This is a genomic window from Lentibacillus sp. Marseille-P4043, assembly GCF_900258515.1.
In the GTDB taxonomy this organism is placed as follows: domain Bacteria; phylum Bacillota; class Bacilli; order Bacillales; family Amphibacillaceae; genus Lentibacillus_C.
In genome coordinates this window covers 1,383,232-1,400,540 of the sequence record NZ_LT984884.1, presented here as the reverse complement: position 1 = coordinate 1,400,540, position 17,309 = coordinate 1,383,232, and the positions used below count along the sequence as shown (strand labels likewise).

Sequence of the window (17,309 nt, the reverse complement as noted above, 5' to 3'; positions counted from 1 at the left end):
CAACCATAACCAGAAAGGGATGTATTTATGGCTACTATTTTACCAAACTCTGAACCAAAAAACGAGGCTAATTCTTATATTTCACGATTTTTCAAGGAAAACAAACTAGGGACATTGCTTAATTAGGCGAATATACGAAAAGAAGATGGATTTTCTCCAATGTTTCTTCTCCAGTTTATTTTTTCGCTTGTCTTGCATGGCAAGAACCTCTATCGCATCCTCGATTCCGACCGCATACAGGGTGCCCCTAAAAAAGATACAGTCCACCGTTTCCTCAACAACCCAAAGTATAACTGGCGAAAATTCCTTGTGTTGTTGAGTAAAAATGTAATTGTGTCTAAACTGTTGTCTTTGGTATCAAGTGATCGTGAACGTGTCCTGATATTTGATGATTCCTTGTATAGTCGAGCCCGTAGTAAATCCGTCGAACTGCTTGCACGCGTGCATGATCATACGACAGGCCAGTTTGTTAAAGGTTTCCGAATGCTTACACTTGGGTGGTCAGATGGGAATACGTTCATTCCATTAGCTTTCTCATTGCTAAGCTCTAAAAAGAGTCAGAATCGCTTACAGGGAATCAATTCGGAAATTGACAAGCGTACTGTTGGTTACAAACGTCGTCAGGAAGCTCTGCAAAAATCGACTGAAGCGATGTTTGACCTTTTAGACGAAATCAACCCGATACAGCTTTGTGCCAGAACCCTGTTGTTTGACAGCTGGTTTGGCTTTCCTAAAGTGATCAAGCGTGTTGTTTCGGATTATCCGCTACATGTCATTTGTATGCTCAAAAGTATGCACCGGGTTTATTACACCCATGAAGGCGAGAAATATACCTTAAACCAACTCTATAAAAAAGTTCGGAAAAAACGCGGTCGTGCTAAGATTCTTGCGTCTATCGTTGTCAGCTTGGGTCTGGACGATAATGGCAATGAAATACAAGCCCGAATTGTTTTTGTACGGGATCGAAATCGGTCCAAAAAGTGGCTGGCTCTTCTTTCAACAAACCTTGACTTGCCGGAAGAAGAAGTTATTCGTCTTTATGGGAAACGCTGGGATATCGAGTGTTTTTTCAAGGTCGCCAAATCCCATCTTCGGTTGGCTAAAGAATGCCAGTCACGTCATTACGATGCACTCGTTTCCCATACTACGATTGTCTTCACACGCTATATCATGCTTGCGCTAAGTTCCCGAGAAGAGAAAGATCCAAAAACGATTGGACAGCTCTTTTATTTGTGCTGCGATGAAATGGAAGATATTCGGTTTGCTCAGGCACTCATGATGGTCATAGACGTCTTAAAATCAACGCTTTCAAAGGAACCGGTGCTTTCAGAAGAAAAAGTCCAATGCATAATCGATGAGCTATTTGATAGTCTTCCTCAATTTTTAAAGAAGACATTTCTTGATGATGACGAATTTAAGGCAAAAGCAGCATAATTAGTTTGGTTTGAATCAAAGTATAGCAAGGGTTAAAGGCTAATTTTCGGGTGCGAAAGTTGAGTTATATAATTAAAAGAAAAAAGTCATGCAAAGATTTACTCATTACAGAATTTCCCTGTCATACCAGCACTTTATCACTTTAATGCAATGGAAGTCTCCCAATACTCCCCAAATTAATATGCGTCCTTTAATAATTCCTTCCAAATTTTATTACCAGTTTCAATATATGAAATAATTCTTTGTGAATCTAACTTTAAAACATTGCAATATGCACATATCATACCTTGATGAACTATTTTATCTTCTTTTTTTCATTTGATAATACCAATATTTCGTATTGTTCCATAATATTATTTAATTTTAGAATTATTTGCTCCCTATTTAACATCTGATATCACCTCATCGCTTACGGCATCATCTAACAGTAGCGTTCTTATTGCAGTGCCATCTTGAGTATAGACTTGTCCATCAAGGACGCGCTCTTCTTCCTTTATTTTCGTTGTTAGTTCTTTGTTTTACCTTCCTTCTGAGTATCTTCTTGGTCCGTTATACCTTGCTCATAATCTTCATTTCCCTGTTCAGCAGCCTGTTCTATTTTATTTGTCGAATCATTGGCTGAGATTTTTTTTCATTATTTTCCGAACATCCGACAATGAATAAGGGCAATATGGTAATGCAAATTAAAAACTTAAACTTCATTTTCTTCCTTTTATCATACTTGTTTATTATATCAACATATATTATCGTAATCAAAGTTGTTATTAGATCACTTATAGACGTTCATTAAGATTATTACGAACACTGAAAACGAGATTTTCTGCCCTTTCATTTAGGAATTATTGGGAAAGAAAAAAGAAAACCCTGCTGAAATTTATCTCCACAGGACTTTTCTTTCAATCTATCAATTTAACGCTTTAAAGCAGTGGGAGGCTGACCCAACATTTATAACCTTGATATTTTTAAAACAGTTTCTTGGCTGAACAAATATTCAAATTTTTGATTGACGACAAAATCCTGTGTTTTAGTCCCATATGATAATGTCTGTAAAAATGGAGAAATCATATCATTATCTACTAAAACTTGTAATGCATCTTTTACAACAAACCCATCGTAACCATATACAGATGCTTCTGTAATAATTTGGCTAACTGATGCAACTCGTTCTTTGCAAGCTTTTTTATGTAACAAGGCGAGTAAGTCTTTATCAATCTCGTTTATTGATCTATTCATTTAATTTCACTCCTCTCTACTACTAGTATATGAGTTATCATCATTTAATATACAGTCAGAAGGAATATCTTGTGGAATATTAGAAAAAATACAGGAAATATTTTTATCAATTTATTTGAAATACGTTTCTAAACATCCCTTTATTTACGAATAAAAAAGAGAATATGTATAGCTTCCAAGAAAAACATTAACTCAAACAAAATTAAGCTTCCAAGGCAGTGGGGGTCTGACCCTAATACTCCCCGAGCCAAAATCAGCAACGGAAATCTGGGAACTGATCGCATCGATACCATAAAAGGCATCCCCAACATCAAACGCACTAGCAGTTGTCTCTCCAAATTCTGTTGTCGCAAACGAATTAAAATCAAGTTGAGTCCCGCCATCAAAGCTTGTCGATGTTGAAAGCAATGTCTCTCCAGTAGGTGCTGTAAACTGATAGCCATCACCTAACAAATCTGGGCTTAATGTCCCCACATATTCACCGCCCTGGGTATAGCTCTCCCCACCAAAAATTGTTGGTCTTCCAACGATATCATTTTCCACACCAGTCATGTCTACTGTTGTGCCACCATAAATATTATCTTTAATCGTCGCCGTTTCTCCATTTGCAAACATGGCGTTCATCCCACCAGTTACATCTGGCATACCCTCCATAACTGTCGTACCATTTCCTGTTGTAAGTGAAATCCCCCCCAGAACATTCTCTTTTACCTGTAATGTTTCAGGTAACGGAGAAAACAAATTGTCATTTGCAAACATATTGTTGTAAAAGTCTGAGTTATACATAAAAATCGCCCCAATACAATTAAATATAATTGGGTCTATTATACTATATCAGGGTAATGTCGGGAAGGGGACCATGGGACAGATAGACTGGTCCACCCATAAAGTCAGACTAATAAACCTAGTAATATATTCAATAGTTTCATAATGCCCTACGGGATTTTCCTCCATAGGACTTCATTCTTAAAAAGATTAAAGGGGGAACTGGACATATCCGGTTCCCTCTGGGTGTAGTCTGATGCATTAGTCGACAAGTAACAGGCACGGAGAATGAAATTACTAAATCTGTGTTTATATTTACTTGGATGTACACAATATTCTCCTCAAGAATATTATGCAGTTATTCATCCAAACTGTACATTTTTAAACAATCATTTTTGTACATTCTTAGATTAGCATTTATAGACCTTACTGAGGTCTCTCTGTATCAGTTCTCATGTCAAACTCTCATTCGACATAACAATGATCTTCATTCCAAGAAAACATATTATCCAAAATCCATGAGTTAATCGGATTTTGGTGTTAATATAAAGTTACATAAAAAGTTCAGAAAAAATACCTTGGGTGGGCTTTCAATTTTTATATAAATTATGCTGAAAATTAGCCTCTCGTTATATCAATAGAATGGAGGAGATTAAAAATTAATATCTTTCAATATCAAGCCCAAGAGGAAGATCATTACACTAACATTCTCATGAGTATTTTATCGTTACATGACTATGATTTAACAGAAGAATTTTTAGAGACCCTAATACCTAAAGAAGCATGCAAATTTAAATTTAAGAATTTACACATAAGTACGAGGAAAAAATACTGTCCACAAGAACATAAAAGGTACGAATATATTATTGGAATTGCTCCATTTCAACATGCATTAGACGAGCGAAACAAATACGAAGATAATTCCGGATCGATTCCTGATGCATGGATTTGTGGAGAAAACTTTAACATTTTATTTGAATTTAAAATTAGAGGGGTACTAGATGAATCACAATTAGCAGCTCATCAAACACTTTTGGGGGAGGGCCACAAGGTTTTACGATTGAAGTGGTCTGATGTTATAAATGCGTTAAAGGAGACAAATAAGAATGGCGATAATATTCAAAGCTATTTAATCAATCAGTTTCTAATGGTCACTAGAAACTTTAAATCTAAACGAAGATCTTCCGGAATGCCTAAACAAATCATTAGCCATGTAAATAAGGTAGATGAATTATATTTTATTATTACGGGTAGCAGGAATATTAAACCTTACGTGGTCGAATACGTACATAATGGCAAAAAGGAACCGCTAAATAACAATTTGGGTGGGATACAAGAAGCGAGAAGATGGATTGCAAACTATGTAATCAATAATAAGAAAAGCTTGCCCATCACGTTTGATGGAATGAACACTGTAATCACCGATTATTGTGTTGTACCCGGGAGAATTAAAAGGAAGAATCAATGGAATCAATGGAGATTGGGCGCCTTCATTGGCAATTCAGAAAATTGATCATCAATTTGTGTGGCATTTTTAGGTAGAGAAAATGCCATAATCAGTAAAAGGATAAGGGAACAGGGAGCAAATGACTTTGTGACACACTCTTCTGTAGTATATACGTGAATAGCAAATACAATACAGATAGCAAGTGTAATTCCCCATATAAACAAAATGATGGGGCTTCACTTCCCTTTATAAAAATGAAAGAAAAAGAAAAGACCTGCAGAGAATATTATCTCCACTGGACTTTCTATCTAGCAGCACTTTAGCGCTTTATAGCAGTGAGGGAATGACCCCAATACTCCCATGGGGTCTGACCCCAAGTACCCTGAATAAGTAATCCCTTTACCACTAACCGATTTAACATATGGATTACGTGATAATATCTTAATTTCTTTTTCTGTAAATAATTTGTTACTCACTGTAGCTTCCCCATTCTAAGTTGTGTATTTTACTATTATACATAAAAGTACCCTGTAAAGTAGTTTTTTTAAAGTGTCTACTCTATAGGGTACTTTTAATTTGTGTTTGTGTTTTCTTATTTAGTATGGTAGTATTCTTTTAATGGCTGTTAGCTAATAGCCATTAGGTATTAGCTAACAGCCATTAACAAATCTTCATGAAAGGATGAGTGAAGTGACAATTGATTCGAACACATCTTTAAATGAACTACTAAATCATGCCGTTGGAGCACTAAAGGAGCTTAATAATGATGATGGAGAATTCGTGTTGAAAGATCTTTTTAGGGGGTTTGAATGGAACCGGATTACAAAAGGCGATCGTACAAAGCTTGGCAGTATGTTTTTATCCTATTCAAGAAATGAAAATACGGCCATTATAGAGCCCACAGAAAAAACGCCCCAAAACCAACAAAAATATAAAACAAGGGGAAAATGAGAGATGGATATGAAAGAAGGTAAACAAATTGCCAAAGATGTTAAAGAAGGTTTGTTACAGATGTAATAAAACAAAGAAGTTAGATCAGTTTTATCATAATTCAACTAAGCCAGATTTCCATAATGGAATTTGTAAAGATTGCCAACGAGAAGTTAATCAGAATAACCAATAACCAAAACCAACTAGGAATTACACCAATTTAATTTAATCACTAAAATCACCCTATCTATTAGACATAGGTAGGGTAATTTCCATCCAAAATAAGAGAAATTATCTAATGCTCCAGCAAGCATTACAGCTACTTGTTGACGTGTTACATTATCATACGTGCCAAAAGAACCGTCTTTAAAGCAGTGGGGGTCTGACCCCGATATTCGAGTGTAACTGGACTTATATGCATACTTGAGTTCGTCAACCATAGATTTTGGTTAAGAGCCGGAAAAAAAGACCTGCAGAGATTTTACTCTTCCTTCATATCAAGAACAAACGTTCAACAAAATTTTGAAGATTTCTCTCCACAGGACCTCCTTAGTGAAACGATAAAACCATCCCCGTGTTTCACTTTAGCATTTATTGAGCTATATCTTCATCAGTTGCCCGCAGCCATTCTAACTTTTCATACTTTTCCTCATACCAAGCAAAGAGTCCTCTCCCCATAAAGCTTTTCTTTTCACCTTCTAAAACTAAATTGTCTGAAGTTGTGTCGGTACCTGGCACCTAATATTAAGTCATACACTTTATATATAATGCCCATTGGTGTGCTTTCAAGTAGAAATTTATCCATCGGGAGGAAGTGTTGATTAAGGTATCAGATAGTAAATAAGGGGTACCACGCTTGTGGCCTTTTATATGATAGAAAAAAAAGACCTGCAGAGATTTATTTCTCTCCACAGGGCTTCTTTATAAAGAATTTTCGTTCGACATATTTCGGGAAGTGATAGGCACTTTATATAATTTCTACGACGCCATTTTGAAGATTAAAAGTATCTCCTATTGTTAACGTTGATGCCACAGTCTCTTCTGAAGTCTCCGAAATAATAATTTCATAAACTTGCTCATCTGCTTCTTCTGAAGTTACAAGGATTCGATGATTCCCTTCTGCAGGTGTCGCTTCTGTTTCAACTAATTCAGCTTCTGATGATGGATCTAAGTCTTGCCAGGCAGATCCATCAAATTCTTGAATGATTATGCTAGAGGTTTCTGCTCCAGTTAATCCTTCTAGCACTTCATTTACCTTGATTCCATCTGCAGCAGTTACTTGATAATCGTCTGAATCAACCTCTAAAACTTCATCACCAGTACCAAATTTTATAATTTCGGTAGGTTCAATGATATAAACGGGACCGTGTTCTTCTAGATCACCATTGTCAGATTCAAACGTGACCTCATACGTACCAGAAACTAGATCATTCGTATTTAGTTGAACCTGTTCTCCCGCAGTTGCTTCAACCTTTGTTCCGGTAGTGTAATCCTCCCCTTTTGGAGCAAGATAAATCGAACCATCCATTAGGCTTGTTGCAAGTAAATCCTCCCCAACAACTACATAACCCTTTTCAATATTATCCAGAGTCAAGACTGATACATCATCCTGCTCTTCTTGCACAGCTTCAAGCGTCACCGTATAATCTTTCGAGAATACCAATGTATCCGATGAAAGCCCATATGGAAAACCAGGTACTAAATATTCATCACCTTTTACTTCATACAATGCCGTGTTACCGTCAATAGACTTATATTCTGCCTCTATGACTACTGAAGAATCTAATGAAGCATCAAACGTGATCTCAGATCCTAGTAAATCCTCTTCTGATAGATTAGCACCTTCAGGGAAGGTAACGTTAACTAAAGATATATCATTATTTTCTGCTGAGACACTTTCGGCAAAGATCCCCTCTACGACAGCAAGTTTTTTCTCAGCTTTCAACTCATCAGATGTTGCCACAACAGTTACTTCAGTTCCAGGTTCTACTTCTCCATCGACTGTTATATCTCCAGTTTCAGCGTTAATGCTAATTCCTTCAACATCTTCTGCAAGACTCCATTCAATTGCTATGTTATTTGTAGTCAATACCGAACCATATTGATCCTTAAATTCAGCATTTAAGAAGTTCGTATTGCTCCCAAAATACAACTTATCGTCACCAGTTACTTCTAACGATTCAAATGTAGAGTCATTAAATTGAATGTTATCTAATAAAACAGCTGTATCATAAATGCTATCGCCTTCATCCCAAGTATGGAATTTCAAGGTTACTGTTTCCCCTTGGTATGCTTCAACATCATACGTTACTTTTTTCCAATCGGTAGCAAATGCTGTTTTGTCTCCACCCGGAAGGTCTACATTCACTTGTTGAACCCAATCACTTTCATTAACAGATTCGTTTGCAAGCGTAAATTCTCCTTCTTTTGTTTCTATTGTTGCCTTAAATTGATCATTAAACTGTGAACCGATAAACTCCATTGGTTCTTCAGATACGACGTTATAATCAAATTGAAGTGCATTTGCATCTTCTGGTATCTCAAATGTACGTTCAATCCAACTATCTGAATCATTATCAAGCGAACCTAAGCCAGTACTAACTATAGCCATGTAATCTCCATTAGTTGGTTTTAATTCAACTCCATCTTCATTTTCTTCCCCTAACTTCGATATCACTCGTACATCGCCATTTCCATACCAACCAGCTGTTGTACCAGTTTCAAAGGAACCATTATCCAAGCCACTTAAATTGATTGATAAATTTTCACTACCTGATAACGTTACATCTTCATTTTCAATTTGACTAAATGCCTGTCCAGTCGTACTACCTGCTAATAATTCCGTAATGAAGTCACTTACTAACCCCGTATTTACTTTACTCCCATTAAATCCTAGATACGTTTTTACACCATTCTTCTCCAAAACCTTTGATAGCGAATCATTTGCTGAACTATAAGCACTTGCATTAATAAAGGCTGTATTTGCCATGTCTCTCCAGTATTTCTTAGCAAACGCAGGTGTAATGGCATAATAACCATTCACTGTCACGATCTTGCCTTGTTTTAAATCTTTTTGATATTCTTCATTTTTTTCGTCACTTACTTCCTGTGAAGTTAATAATACAGCTTTCTCCGCATTTTCAAGAAAAATATCGTCTAAGTTATTGAATGATTCCCCTTTTAATTCCTTACCAAATAATGTTGTTCCATGCGTATTCCACACTACCACTCCATACTCTGGTATTTCTTTCAATTCATCAATTGTTCCTGGTACATTTTTTACTGTGAACCCATTATCAGTAAGGTTTGATTCGATACTATTTATATCTGCATTCGGCAGATTCATATCTCCTTCAACATCTGCAAATGGGGAAATCATTAACACCTTATTATTCCCAATGTATTCCTGTTCAGATGCAGAAGCGAGATGACTTGATTGATCCGTAGAAAAGGATGACAATGAAGCTGTTGTAGATTCAGAATCCGAACTATTGTTCTCCGCATCATCGATAACTGCATAACCACCCAAAGTTCCGTTAGTTGATGCATACCAAACACCATTCGATTCTGATGAATCTGCTTCTGCTACACTTTCGTTTTCTGAATAAGCCTTAACGATATCCTCTTTTGCCGAATCCACGCTCTCAGCATTAGCAACTATATCATTACCAACATCCGACATCTCACTAGAAAGTGTTGTAATTTCTTTTACCTGTTCAGCAGTTAGTGGCTCAACAATGTAAATGATAAATTCTTCACTTTCAGACTTAACTTGCCCATTACTTTTGGAAACAATTTTAAAGTTATATTTACCTGTATCATAGTCACTTAGATCCAAAGAAGCACTATACGTACCATCATTACTAATATCGTCCCCATTATCAACATTTCCATCGTCTAACAATGTTTCTTGTTTTTCACCATCATTCCAGAGTTCAATGGAGTAATTGCCATTGTTATCTTCAGCATCTGCTTGAATTCGTATTACTAATTGCTCATCGCTTCCTTGAAGGAACACATCGTCTGATAAAGACAATTGATTTAACGTTATTTCTCCGCTATTATTGCTCGGCGGTGTAATTGGCGCAGGTGGCACACTAGTACCGCCTCCAGTATTTGAATCACCTTGGTTATCCTTACCATTTATTGTCCCGATATTATTTTTTACGTTGTTGAAGTTTGTAATAACTTCACTGATATCAGAGCCTTCTGGTATAAATACCTCTTTTAATTTTACGTTAAGCCCTAGCGTAACAGTTGAATCACTATGGATATTCATTTCATTTACGTTAGTGGTCCCTGTGAACTGTATGTTGCTGTTTTTAAGGCCAATGTCTACCTTATTTAATTCTGCATCTTTAAACTCCAGTTCATTTTTCGATAGATTAGCTGCAATGGAACGTGAACTAAGGATAGTTGTTTTTTGTTCATCACTACTGATAATCGTATGACCATTGACAGTTATATGATTGGCAAAGAAACTACTATCTTCGGCATCTCCTAATACTAGGTCTTCCTGTATAGTTATATTTTCTAGAGATATGTAATCACCAGATACAATTACATGCCCATTAATGGTTGCGTCCTGACCGTCAATCATTAGTGAATCAGATGCTGTTCCATTATTTCGAATGTCTAAGTATGTAATTTCAGTTAACTTATCTCCTGATACTTCAAATTGGATATATGAATCAATTAGCGCTTCATTCGTTAAAATACTCGTTAACTGTTCAGAAACCTCATATTTTTGGCCGTCAATGGTAATTGTATTATCTGATACATCAGTAATTACACCTAAAGTCTTATCTTGTTCCATCATCTTATCTAGGAAAATAGCAAATTGGACACGTTTTAAATTATCGGTACCATCGTAGTAACGAGATCCATCCTCATTTTGTTTCCCCATTGTAATATTATGTTGTGCTAAAATTTTAACGTTCTCGCGATGAGAATTATCAATTTTGTTTAAATCCGTAAAATCCACATCCGTATGAGTAGCTGGCAATCCATATGCTTGGACTAAAACAGTAGCCATTTGGTCTCGTTTTATTGGTTCATCTGGCAAGAAACTACCATTATTCCCCTTAAAAATATTTGCCTCTGTTACAGCAGCTATCTGTCCAGCATACATGTGATTTTCATCCACATCATCATAGATAGATAGAATTTCAGAAATATTATTCGGAATAGGTAAATCTAATGCCTCCGTTAACATTACCGCAACATGCTGACGGGATATGTCTGCATATGGAACAAAGTTACCATCTTCATACCCATGAATAATTCCTTGTTCGACTAACGACTTTACTTCATTAAAGCCTTGATCTCCTGATTTTAAATCAGAATACCCACTCGATGTCTCAGCACTAACTGAACCAATTGCCGGAGTACCTACAGCAACAGCAACAGACACTGTCGATGCTAATAACTTTTTGTATTTTATTTTATTTTTTGACAAAATTCTTCCTCCTATTATTTTAGTATTTTTAATCCCCTAAATTATACCCTAAATTTGTAAAATATGTAATACTTTTTGACTATATTCCAAAAAATAAAATAGGTATTTTAGCACATTATCGCTTTTTTACTTTGAGGACAGGCCATTTATGACAACTAGATCAAATTATCCTGCATCATTTAATCCAAAAGCAACATCAAATATTTAGTAAAAACAATCGAGCAAAAAGGGGCCTTGGTCCTTTTCTTTTTCTCAAAGTTAGAGGATATCCGATATATCCTGGTACCTTACCTTATTGGGCAGCCATGTCATAGCCACTAGCATTTAAGCCGACATTGAACCAGACTGCGGACCGTATAGGTGAAAAGTCTTGTTAGATTTAAAAAACTAACTTTATCGAATGTGAAAATAAGAAGGAGCTATATTATTTTTTGGTTCATTATGCCTAAGGGATAACTAATTTTATTTTTTATAGTATAATTATACTAAACAGAGAGGAATAACCTCAATAAGTTTACTGTTTCAAAGGAGGTTTAATTAATGTCTAGTCTTGATATGAAAGGATCTTATGTATACTCTCTAGAGAGCATAAGTTCTGTTATAACAAAGAAATCACCTGGTAATTATGTTTTAGGCTACAAAAACGAAGATAACGAATTCATTGTAAGGTATGTTGGACGTGCAGATAGTGACTTGAATGACAGAATAAAAGATCATTTATCAAAGAACAAATACAGGCATTTTAAATATAGTTATGCTTCTTCAGCTAAAGCTGCATTTGAAAAGGAATGCAGAAATTATCATGATTTTGGTGAAAAAGAGAAACTAGATAATAAAATTCATCCAGATTCACCCGATGGAACAAATAGAAAATGCCCGAGTTGTGGTAAATAGATAAATGAGTGTTAAAACCTACGTTGTCTGTAATACAAAAATATATTTGTAAAGACAATGAAAATAACAAAAATGTAATTGGCTTTAACCCTACATTTAGGGCTAGAATTTATTCTCCTTTTTCATTTGTTACGCCTCCAATATCTTACTAATTATAGTAATTTACCATACTTCTTCTTCAGCATTGGACAATTGTGTATGCAGTCTTTCGGCTGCCTCTTTAACCATCTTCTAATCATCAGATCCCAGTGGGCAGGATGAGCTTTTTCTGCGTCGGTGCCTGGCACCAAGTATTTATTAATGTCTCTTACCGTCCTTGTAGCCTTTATCATAACTTGCTCCGTGACCATTAGGAAAGTCTTTAGGAGGAGCTGACACAGAATGTTTTCTCTTATCTTCTGCCATTGCATCAGCGTAACCGCGGCGATAGCTTCTTTCATGCCCATTAGGAATATTGTCTTTTGTCATAAAAATACACTCCTCTCTTTTTTATATTTGCCTTTTTGGGGAATAACAGCCAACCATCTTGAAAGGAAGTTGGCTGTTATTCCTATTTATTTCTCCGACAAATTGTCAGAATTATACCTGTACCCGGCACCAAATGTTATATCCTTTTTGATTTTTCTTCGCCATCTTTGGTGTATACTCCATGATACTTAATTGATAAAACACATGACTTTTTGCATAGAAACCGCTCCAATTGTATTTCGCAATTGAAAATTGAGCCATATCGCAATTTATTTTGAGCCACCTAAGATTAGAGAAATTCACAAACTCGGAGAATACATTTCAGTACTGCGTAGGATTGACATGGAGCCTTTGCTTGCATGACTTCTTTGCAAAAGCGTGTGAGAGCAGAAAATTTCGCACCCTCATCAGGGTATCATGACCGCATCTCCATATAAACCCGATTTAGTTTTGTGGAAAATAAAATTTACAAACTTTTAGTGGCTCAGTTTTTAATTGTCATGTGGCTCAATTTCCAACTACCATATACATCCAATTTTTATTTAAATATAGAAACTGAATTGCATCGGTACATGGCATCTTATATTAATATGTTACGACCTAAGCTCGGCCACACGGCCTGACCCCAGCAGTTCAGCAGTTCAGGGGAAGCCGCTTTTGTTAGTATAAAAAATGAATGAAAAAGAAAAGTCCTGCGGAGATTTTACACCTCAGGACTTCCTAATGTTTCATAACGGTTTGTGGGGCTACTACCTCAGTATTTTCATAAAATTAATTTGTATTAGATTCGATGTTACTGGTATGAAGCTCAATCCAAGAAGTATTCGATTGGACATCGGTTAACTTATTATCAATTGATTCAAGAAGTTCAATTATCCTATCTGCCTGTTCTTCACTCATAATGTTCACCTCCTTTCTTAACAATATTCAACAAAAATTGTGTTAATCCCTTCATAAATTAGGAAGAAAGTCCTTTTAAGTCGAATAGATTTATGAAAAAAAGGTTAAATTGTGGATATTAATATTAGGACATTGGGATCAAATTTCTACTTTTTCTAACTGGCTAGAGAAACGAAATGAGCGGAAATGAAAGGGAAGCGGAAAAAGTGATGATTAAGATTTCGGATTGGCATATAGATGGCGACCAATTTTGTTGACTCTTTCCTTCATTATAAATATGAAAGAAAAAGAAAAGCCCTGCAGAGATTTTACTCTCCTCAGGATTTTGCTTATAAATTACCACTTTACGCTTTAAAGCAGTGGGGGTCTGACCCCAGCAGTTTCTTGTTTGGACGCTTTTTAAAGTCATAATACCTACTCCTGGACACCCCCAAGGCCTCACATAACGTTTTAATTGGATACTGATCCTTTAGGAAATCAATCACTTGATACTTCTCTTTTACCCCCCTTGGCGCAATATTTCTAAGTACTTTTTTAAAGCATCAACCTCTATTCTTAGTTGATCCACTTTTTCATCAGTGGATTGAGAAACATCTTCTTTTTTAGGACGTCCAACAGAACGCCCAAAGGCTGCTTCCCCATGCTTTCTGTATTTTTTAATCCATTCATATATATTATCTCTATGACGGATACCTAAACTATCACAAACTACTTGAACCGGTTCATCCTCTTCAAGAACACGTCGAATTGCTTCTAATTTTATTTTCTTACTATACCGCTTATGTTTATTAGATGATGCCATTTCCGATTCCTCCCCATACCACAATTTTAACTTTCTTGTGTCTAGTATAAGGGGTACGGTTCACAGGCACCCAAAAATTATCATCCGAACCGGTCAATTGATGACAGGAGACTTTCACTCCATTAGTTTCTCAGTCTTGTCGGCTGCTCCGTGACAGGCACTCAACCCATTTATACTATTTTCTTCTATTTAATAACTTAGATAAAAAAAGCCCTGCGGAGATTTCTCTCTACAGGACTTCCTATCAATCTAACACTTTTACACTCTAAAGCACTGGGGGTCTGACCCTTAATTACTTGCCCCCAATACTTATAGTGATTATGAAATCATTACTATTTTACATTAACATTCAATGTAGTAGAACTTAAAACATCTCCACTATCATCATCTGATATTGTAAAGATTAAAGAACCTTCATCACCTACATCAGTTGTTAAAATGCTATCTAAGTTACTAGCAGTAAAGTTTGAATTTGGATCTTCAGTTACTTCTACTGTACCTACTACAACATCATCATTATTATTTGATCCATCATCATCAAAGTCTACATAGAATGTAGCTTCATTTGTACTAATATCTTCAACTCTAACTTTTGCAGTTGTATCAACATTCAACGACAGACTTCTTACAATACTATCAACATTGTTTCCACTATCATCAGTAACATCTTCAATTTCAAGGGCATCGTATAAATCAATATCTACATCTTGGTTTGTGATAGTATCTCCATCTACTAACCAATCAACGGAAGTGATTTGGATAGTGTCATTTGTTACATTAACAACATATTTTGCAACTTGGTTGTCATTTTCATCTTTTAATACAAATTCAGTTGAACCTTCAGTTACACCAGTAACAGTTAGAGCTGATGAACCCAATGAAGTAGCAACAGTAGCAACATTTTTATCTACAGATTCCACTGTATAAGTATTACCCTTATTGTCTTTAAGAGCACCACTAGCATTTGTAGCTTCTAGTGACTCAACAAATCCACCTGATTTAGTATATAGATTTGCAGTTAAATCAATATTTTCACCAACTGCAACTGTATCTGCACCTTCAATTTTTGGTGTGTTAGCAACATTATCCTCAGTTACTACTACATCATATTGTCCAAGTACGATACCATTAGCTTTTAAATATACAGGATAAGTCCCTGGGTCTACTGCGTTTGTTCCTGTAAGATCAATAGTAAGTGAAGCCTCACCATTTTTATCTGTATTAAGTTCTGGAACAGTTAAATCTGATGCTTCTTCTACCTCGTTATCGTTAGTTTGAATTGGATCGCCATATTGATCATAAGCTGTTACATCGACAGTCGCGTTAACTCCTGGAGCAACTTTTACCTCTGATTTTGATGGAACAATATTAGATACTACACGTTCTTCATTAGTTACAGTTACATCGATTTCGTATGTCTGAAGACCAGCTGTGACTGTAACAGTAGCGGTTCCAGGTGCAACAGCCTTAATTTCATCAGTAGCATTGTCCACAGTAACAACTCTGTTATCTGATGAAGAATATGATCTAGAACCAGTAATATCAATTACATCACCACTACTTGAGTTAATACCAGTAACTTTGGCTGTCTCACCAGTTACTAAAGTAGTGCTGTTCATATCAAATGCATTGTCTCCCGCAGCATTATTATCATTTTCAAGTGCAACAGAACCAATTGCTGGGGTTTCATTGTCATTAACAACTTTTACTTCTACATAGTCAGATTCAACTGTTGTACCGTCTTTAGTTAAAACAACTTTAGCGTTAAAAGTATCATTAATTTCTACATCTTCATCGCTGATTTCACCAGATTCAGAAGTGGATACTGGAGTGGTTGCACCGTTTTCAAACACATCTTTATCAGCTTGGAATTCAACTGACCAACCTAATACGTTAGTAAGGTAATCTAGATCAACACCTTCTCCGTTAACAGAGAATCCTAAACGTTGGCCATCTTTATCATCATCAATAACAGTTGTAGTAACTTCTACATTCTTAACATCTAAAGGTGTGAACTCAACAGTAAACTCTTCAGTTTCACCGTCTACAGTAACACTTACAGTATATTCTTTATATGGAGCTAATTTATCATCTAAAGTTACAGTAGCAGATTGACCATCATTTGATGGGTTTAGGCTTACTACTTCATTACCTTCCACAGTGATTTGATCTGCGTCAAGATTTAGTAGACCAATACCACTTAATGACAATGTTGTAGGGTTAATCGCACTTACACTCTCAACATTAGCAGGAGCTACAATTTTTTGTGCTTCATGCAACATAGTCGAGAAAGAACCACGAGTAATTCCTTCTTCTGAACGATAATCTTCTAATTGGTTAGTGATATCAAGATTAGCCAATGCTTGAACTCTATCAGCATGTGAGTCACCAACACCGTCTAAGTTAACGTCAACATCAGGAACATCATACTTATCTAACCCGTATGCAAGAACAAGCACTGAAGCCATTTGTTCACGAGTGATATCTCCATCTGGATTGAATTGTCCGTTGTCTCCACTAAATACGTCTGCAGCAGTTACAGCAGCAATTTGCTCTGCATATAGGCTGTCTTCATCAACATCATCATATGCTGACAATACACCAGCAACATCAGTTGGTGTATCAAGATCTAATGCGCCAGCAAGCATTACGGCTACTTGTTGACGTGTTACATTATCCCAAACGCCAAAAGATCCATCTTCGTAACCTTTGATAACACCTTGTTCTGTTAGTGATTTAATCCCTTCGTAGTGGGAATTACTTGAATCCACATCTGAATATCCGTCAAACTCTGCAGCAGATACAGCAGGCGCGATTCCTGCGACAGCAGCAGCTGTTGCCATGGATGAAACAGCAATCTTACGGTAAGCTTTGTTGTTAGACATAAAACTTTATCCTCCTCTAAATTAAATACTATAAGTTATCTAATTTTCCCGGTATTATCTTAGTCTATTTTACTAATATGTAAGTCCCAGAAA

At 36.1% G+C, this 17,309-nt stretch carries 12 protein-coding genes and 1 pseudogene; 4 read left to right on the top strand and 9 right to left on the bottom strand.

The features are described 5' to 3' along the window. The first annotated feature begins 27 nt into the window (after nt 1–27). Nucleotides 28–1,434 (top strand): annotated as a pseudogene (locus tag C8270_RS06970) (IS4 family transposase). Between the two features lie 945 nt (nt 1,435–2,379). Here the strand turns inward: C8270_RS06970 and C8270_RS06965 are convergent. Together C8270_RS06965 and C8270_RS06960 are read right to left on the bottom strand one after the other, a co-directional pair. Next, the gene (locus C8270_RS06965) at nt 2,380–2,667 is read right to left on the bottom strand and encodes a hypothetical protein (protein WP_106496141.1); all 288 of its coding nucleotides are present in this window, start codon (nt 2,665–2,667) and stop codon (nt 2,380–2,382) included. Between the two features lie 192 nt (nt 2,668–2,859). Then, nucleotides 2,860–3,453: a hypothetical protein gene (locus C8270_RS06960; protein ID WP_106496140.1), complete on the bottom strand. Its 594-nt coding sequence runs from the start codon at nt 3,451–3,453 to the stop codon at nt 2,860–2,862. A 691-nt stretch (nt 3,454–4,144) separates the two neighbouring features. Between C8270_RS06960 and C8270_RS06955 the strand changes: the two genes are divergently transcribed. After that, nucleotides 4,145–4,945 (top strand): hypothetical protein, encoded by an 801-nt coding sequence (locus C8270_RS06955; protein WP_234028503.1) that lies wholly within the window; start codon nt 4,145–4,147, stop codon nt 4,943–4,945. Between the two features lie 624 nt (nt 4,946–5,569). Then, nucleotides 5,570–5,830 (top strand): DUF1413 domain-containing protein, encoded by a 261-nt coding sequence (locus tag C8270_RS06950; RefSeq protein WP_199794652.1) that lies wholly within the window; start codon nt 5,570–5,572, stop codon nt 5,828–5,830. A 570-nt stretch (nt 5,831–6,400) separates the two neighbouring features. Here C8270_RS06950 and C8270_RS19865 read toward each other — a convergent pair. Both C8270_RS19865 and C8270_RS06945 read right to left on the bottom strand, forming a co-directional pair. Then, complete coding sequence (locus C8270_RS19865; protein WP_158701637.1) at nt 6,401–6,547, bottom strand: hypothetical protein; 147 nt, start codon at nt 6,545–6,547, stop codon at nt 6,401–6,403. A 229-nt stretch (nt 6,548–6,776) separates the two neighbouring features. After that, nucleotides 6,777–11,267 carry an S-layer homology domain-containing protein gene (locus C8270_RS06945; RefSeq protein ID WP_106496137.1) on the bottom strand — a complete coding sequence of 1,497 codons (4,491 nt, stop codon included), beginning with the start codon at nt 11,265–11,267 and terminating at the stop codon, nt 6,777–6,779. A gap of 540 nt (nt 11,268–11,807) precedes the next feature. On the opposite strand from C8270_RS06945, the gene C8270_RS06940 reads away from it, so the two are divergent. After that, nucleotides 11,808–12,161, top strand: a complete 354-nt coding sequence (locus C8270_RS06940) for a hypothetical protein (RefSeq protein ID WP_106496136.1) — start codon at nt 11,808–11,810, stop codon at nt 12,159–12,161. Nucleotides 12,162–12,458: 297 nt separating this feature from the next. Here the strand turns inward: C8270_RS06940 and C8270_RS19860 are convergent, their stop codons facing one another. The 5 genes from C8270_RS19860 to C8270_RS06920 all read right to left on the bottom strand — a co-directional run bounded on the left by C8270_RS19860 (nt 12,459) and on the right by C8270_RS06920 (nt 17,216). Further along, nucleotides 12,459–12,629 carry a hypothetical protein gene (locus tag C8270_RS19860; RefSeq protein ID WP_158701636.1) on the bottom strand — a complete coding sequence of 57 codons (171 nt, stop codon included), beginning with the start codon at nt 12,627–12,629 and terminating at the stop codon, nt 12,459–12,461. A 771-nt stretch (nt 12,630–13,400) separates the two neighbouring features. Then, on the bottom strand, nt 13,401–13,529 hold the full coding sequence (locus tag C8270_RS20625; RefSeq protein WP_267894831.1) for a hypothetical protein: 129 nt from the start codon (nt 13,527–13,529) through the stop codon (nt 13,401–13,403). Nucleotides 13,530–13,873: 344 nt separating this feature from the next. Beyond that, entirely contained in the window at nt 13,874–14,014 is a 141-nt protein-coding gene (locus C8270_RS20810; RefSeq protein ID WP_158701635.1) for a hypothetical protein, read from the bottom strand. 14 nt (nt 14,015–14,028) lie between these two features. Next, the gene (locus C8270_RS06925) at nt 14,029–14,331 is read right to left on the bottom strand and encodes a transposase (protein ID WP_106496133.1); all 303 of its coding nucleotides are present in this window, start codon (nt 14,329–14,331) and stop codon (nt 14,029–14,031) included. A 332-nt stretch (nt 14,332–14,663) separates the two neighbouring features. Beyond that, nucleotides 14,664–17,216, bottom strand: coding sequence for an S-layer homology domain-containing protein (locus C8270_RS06920; protein ID WP_106496132.1), 2,553 nt, complete (start codon nt 17,214–17,216; stop codon nt 14,664–14,666). Nucleotides 17,217–17,309 lie beyond the last annotated feature (93 nt).

What these genes read in the sequence shown, in the direction of transcription:
- C8270_RS06925 (WP_106496133.1), bottom strand. Translation starts at nt 14,331, where the DNA reads ATGGCATCATCTAATAAACATAAGCGGTATAGTAAGAAAATAAAATTA.
- C8270_RS06965 (WP_106496141.1), bottom strand. Translation starts at nt 2,667, where the DNA reads ATGAATAGATCAATAAACGAGATTGATAAAGACTTACTCGCCTTGTTA.
- C8270_RS06955 (WP_234028503.1), top strand. Translation starts at nt 4,145, where the DNA reads ATGAGTATTTTATCGTTACATGACTATGATTTAACAGAAGAATTTTTA.
- C8270_RS19860 (WP_158701636.1), bottom strand. Translation starts at nt 12,629, where the DNA reads ATGACAAAAGACAATATTCCTAATGGGCATGAAAGAAGCTATCGCCGC.
- C8270_RS06960 (WP_106496140.1), bottom strand. Translation starts at nt 3,453, where the DNA reads ATGTATAACTCAGACTTTTACAACAATATGTTTGCAAATGACAATTTG.
- C8270_RS20625 (WP_267894831.1), bottom strand. Translation starts at nt 13,529, where the DNA reads ATGAGTGAAGAACAGGCAGATAGGATAATTGAACTTCTTGAATCAATT.
- C8270_RS06920 (WP_106496132.1), bottom strand. Translation starts at nt 17,216, where the DNA reads ATGTCTAACAACAAAGCTTACCGTAAGATTGCTGTTTCATCCATGGCA.
- C8270_RS06940 (WP_106496136.1), top strand. Translation starts at nt 11,808, where the DNA reads ATGTCTAGTCTTGATATGAAAGGATCTTATGTATACTCTCTAGAGAGC.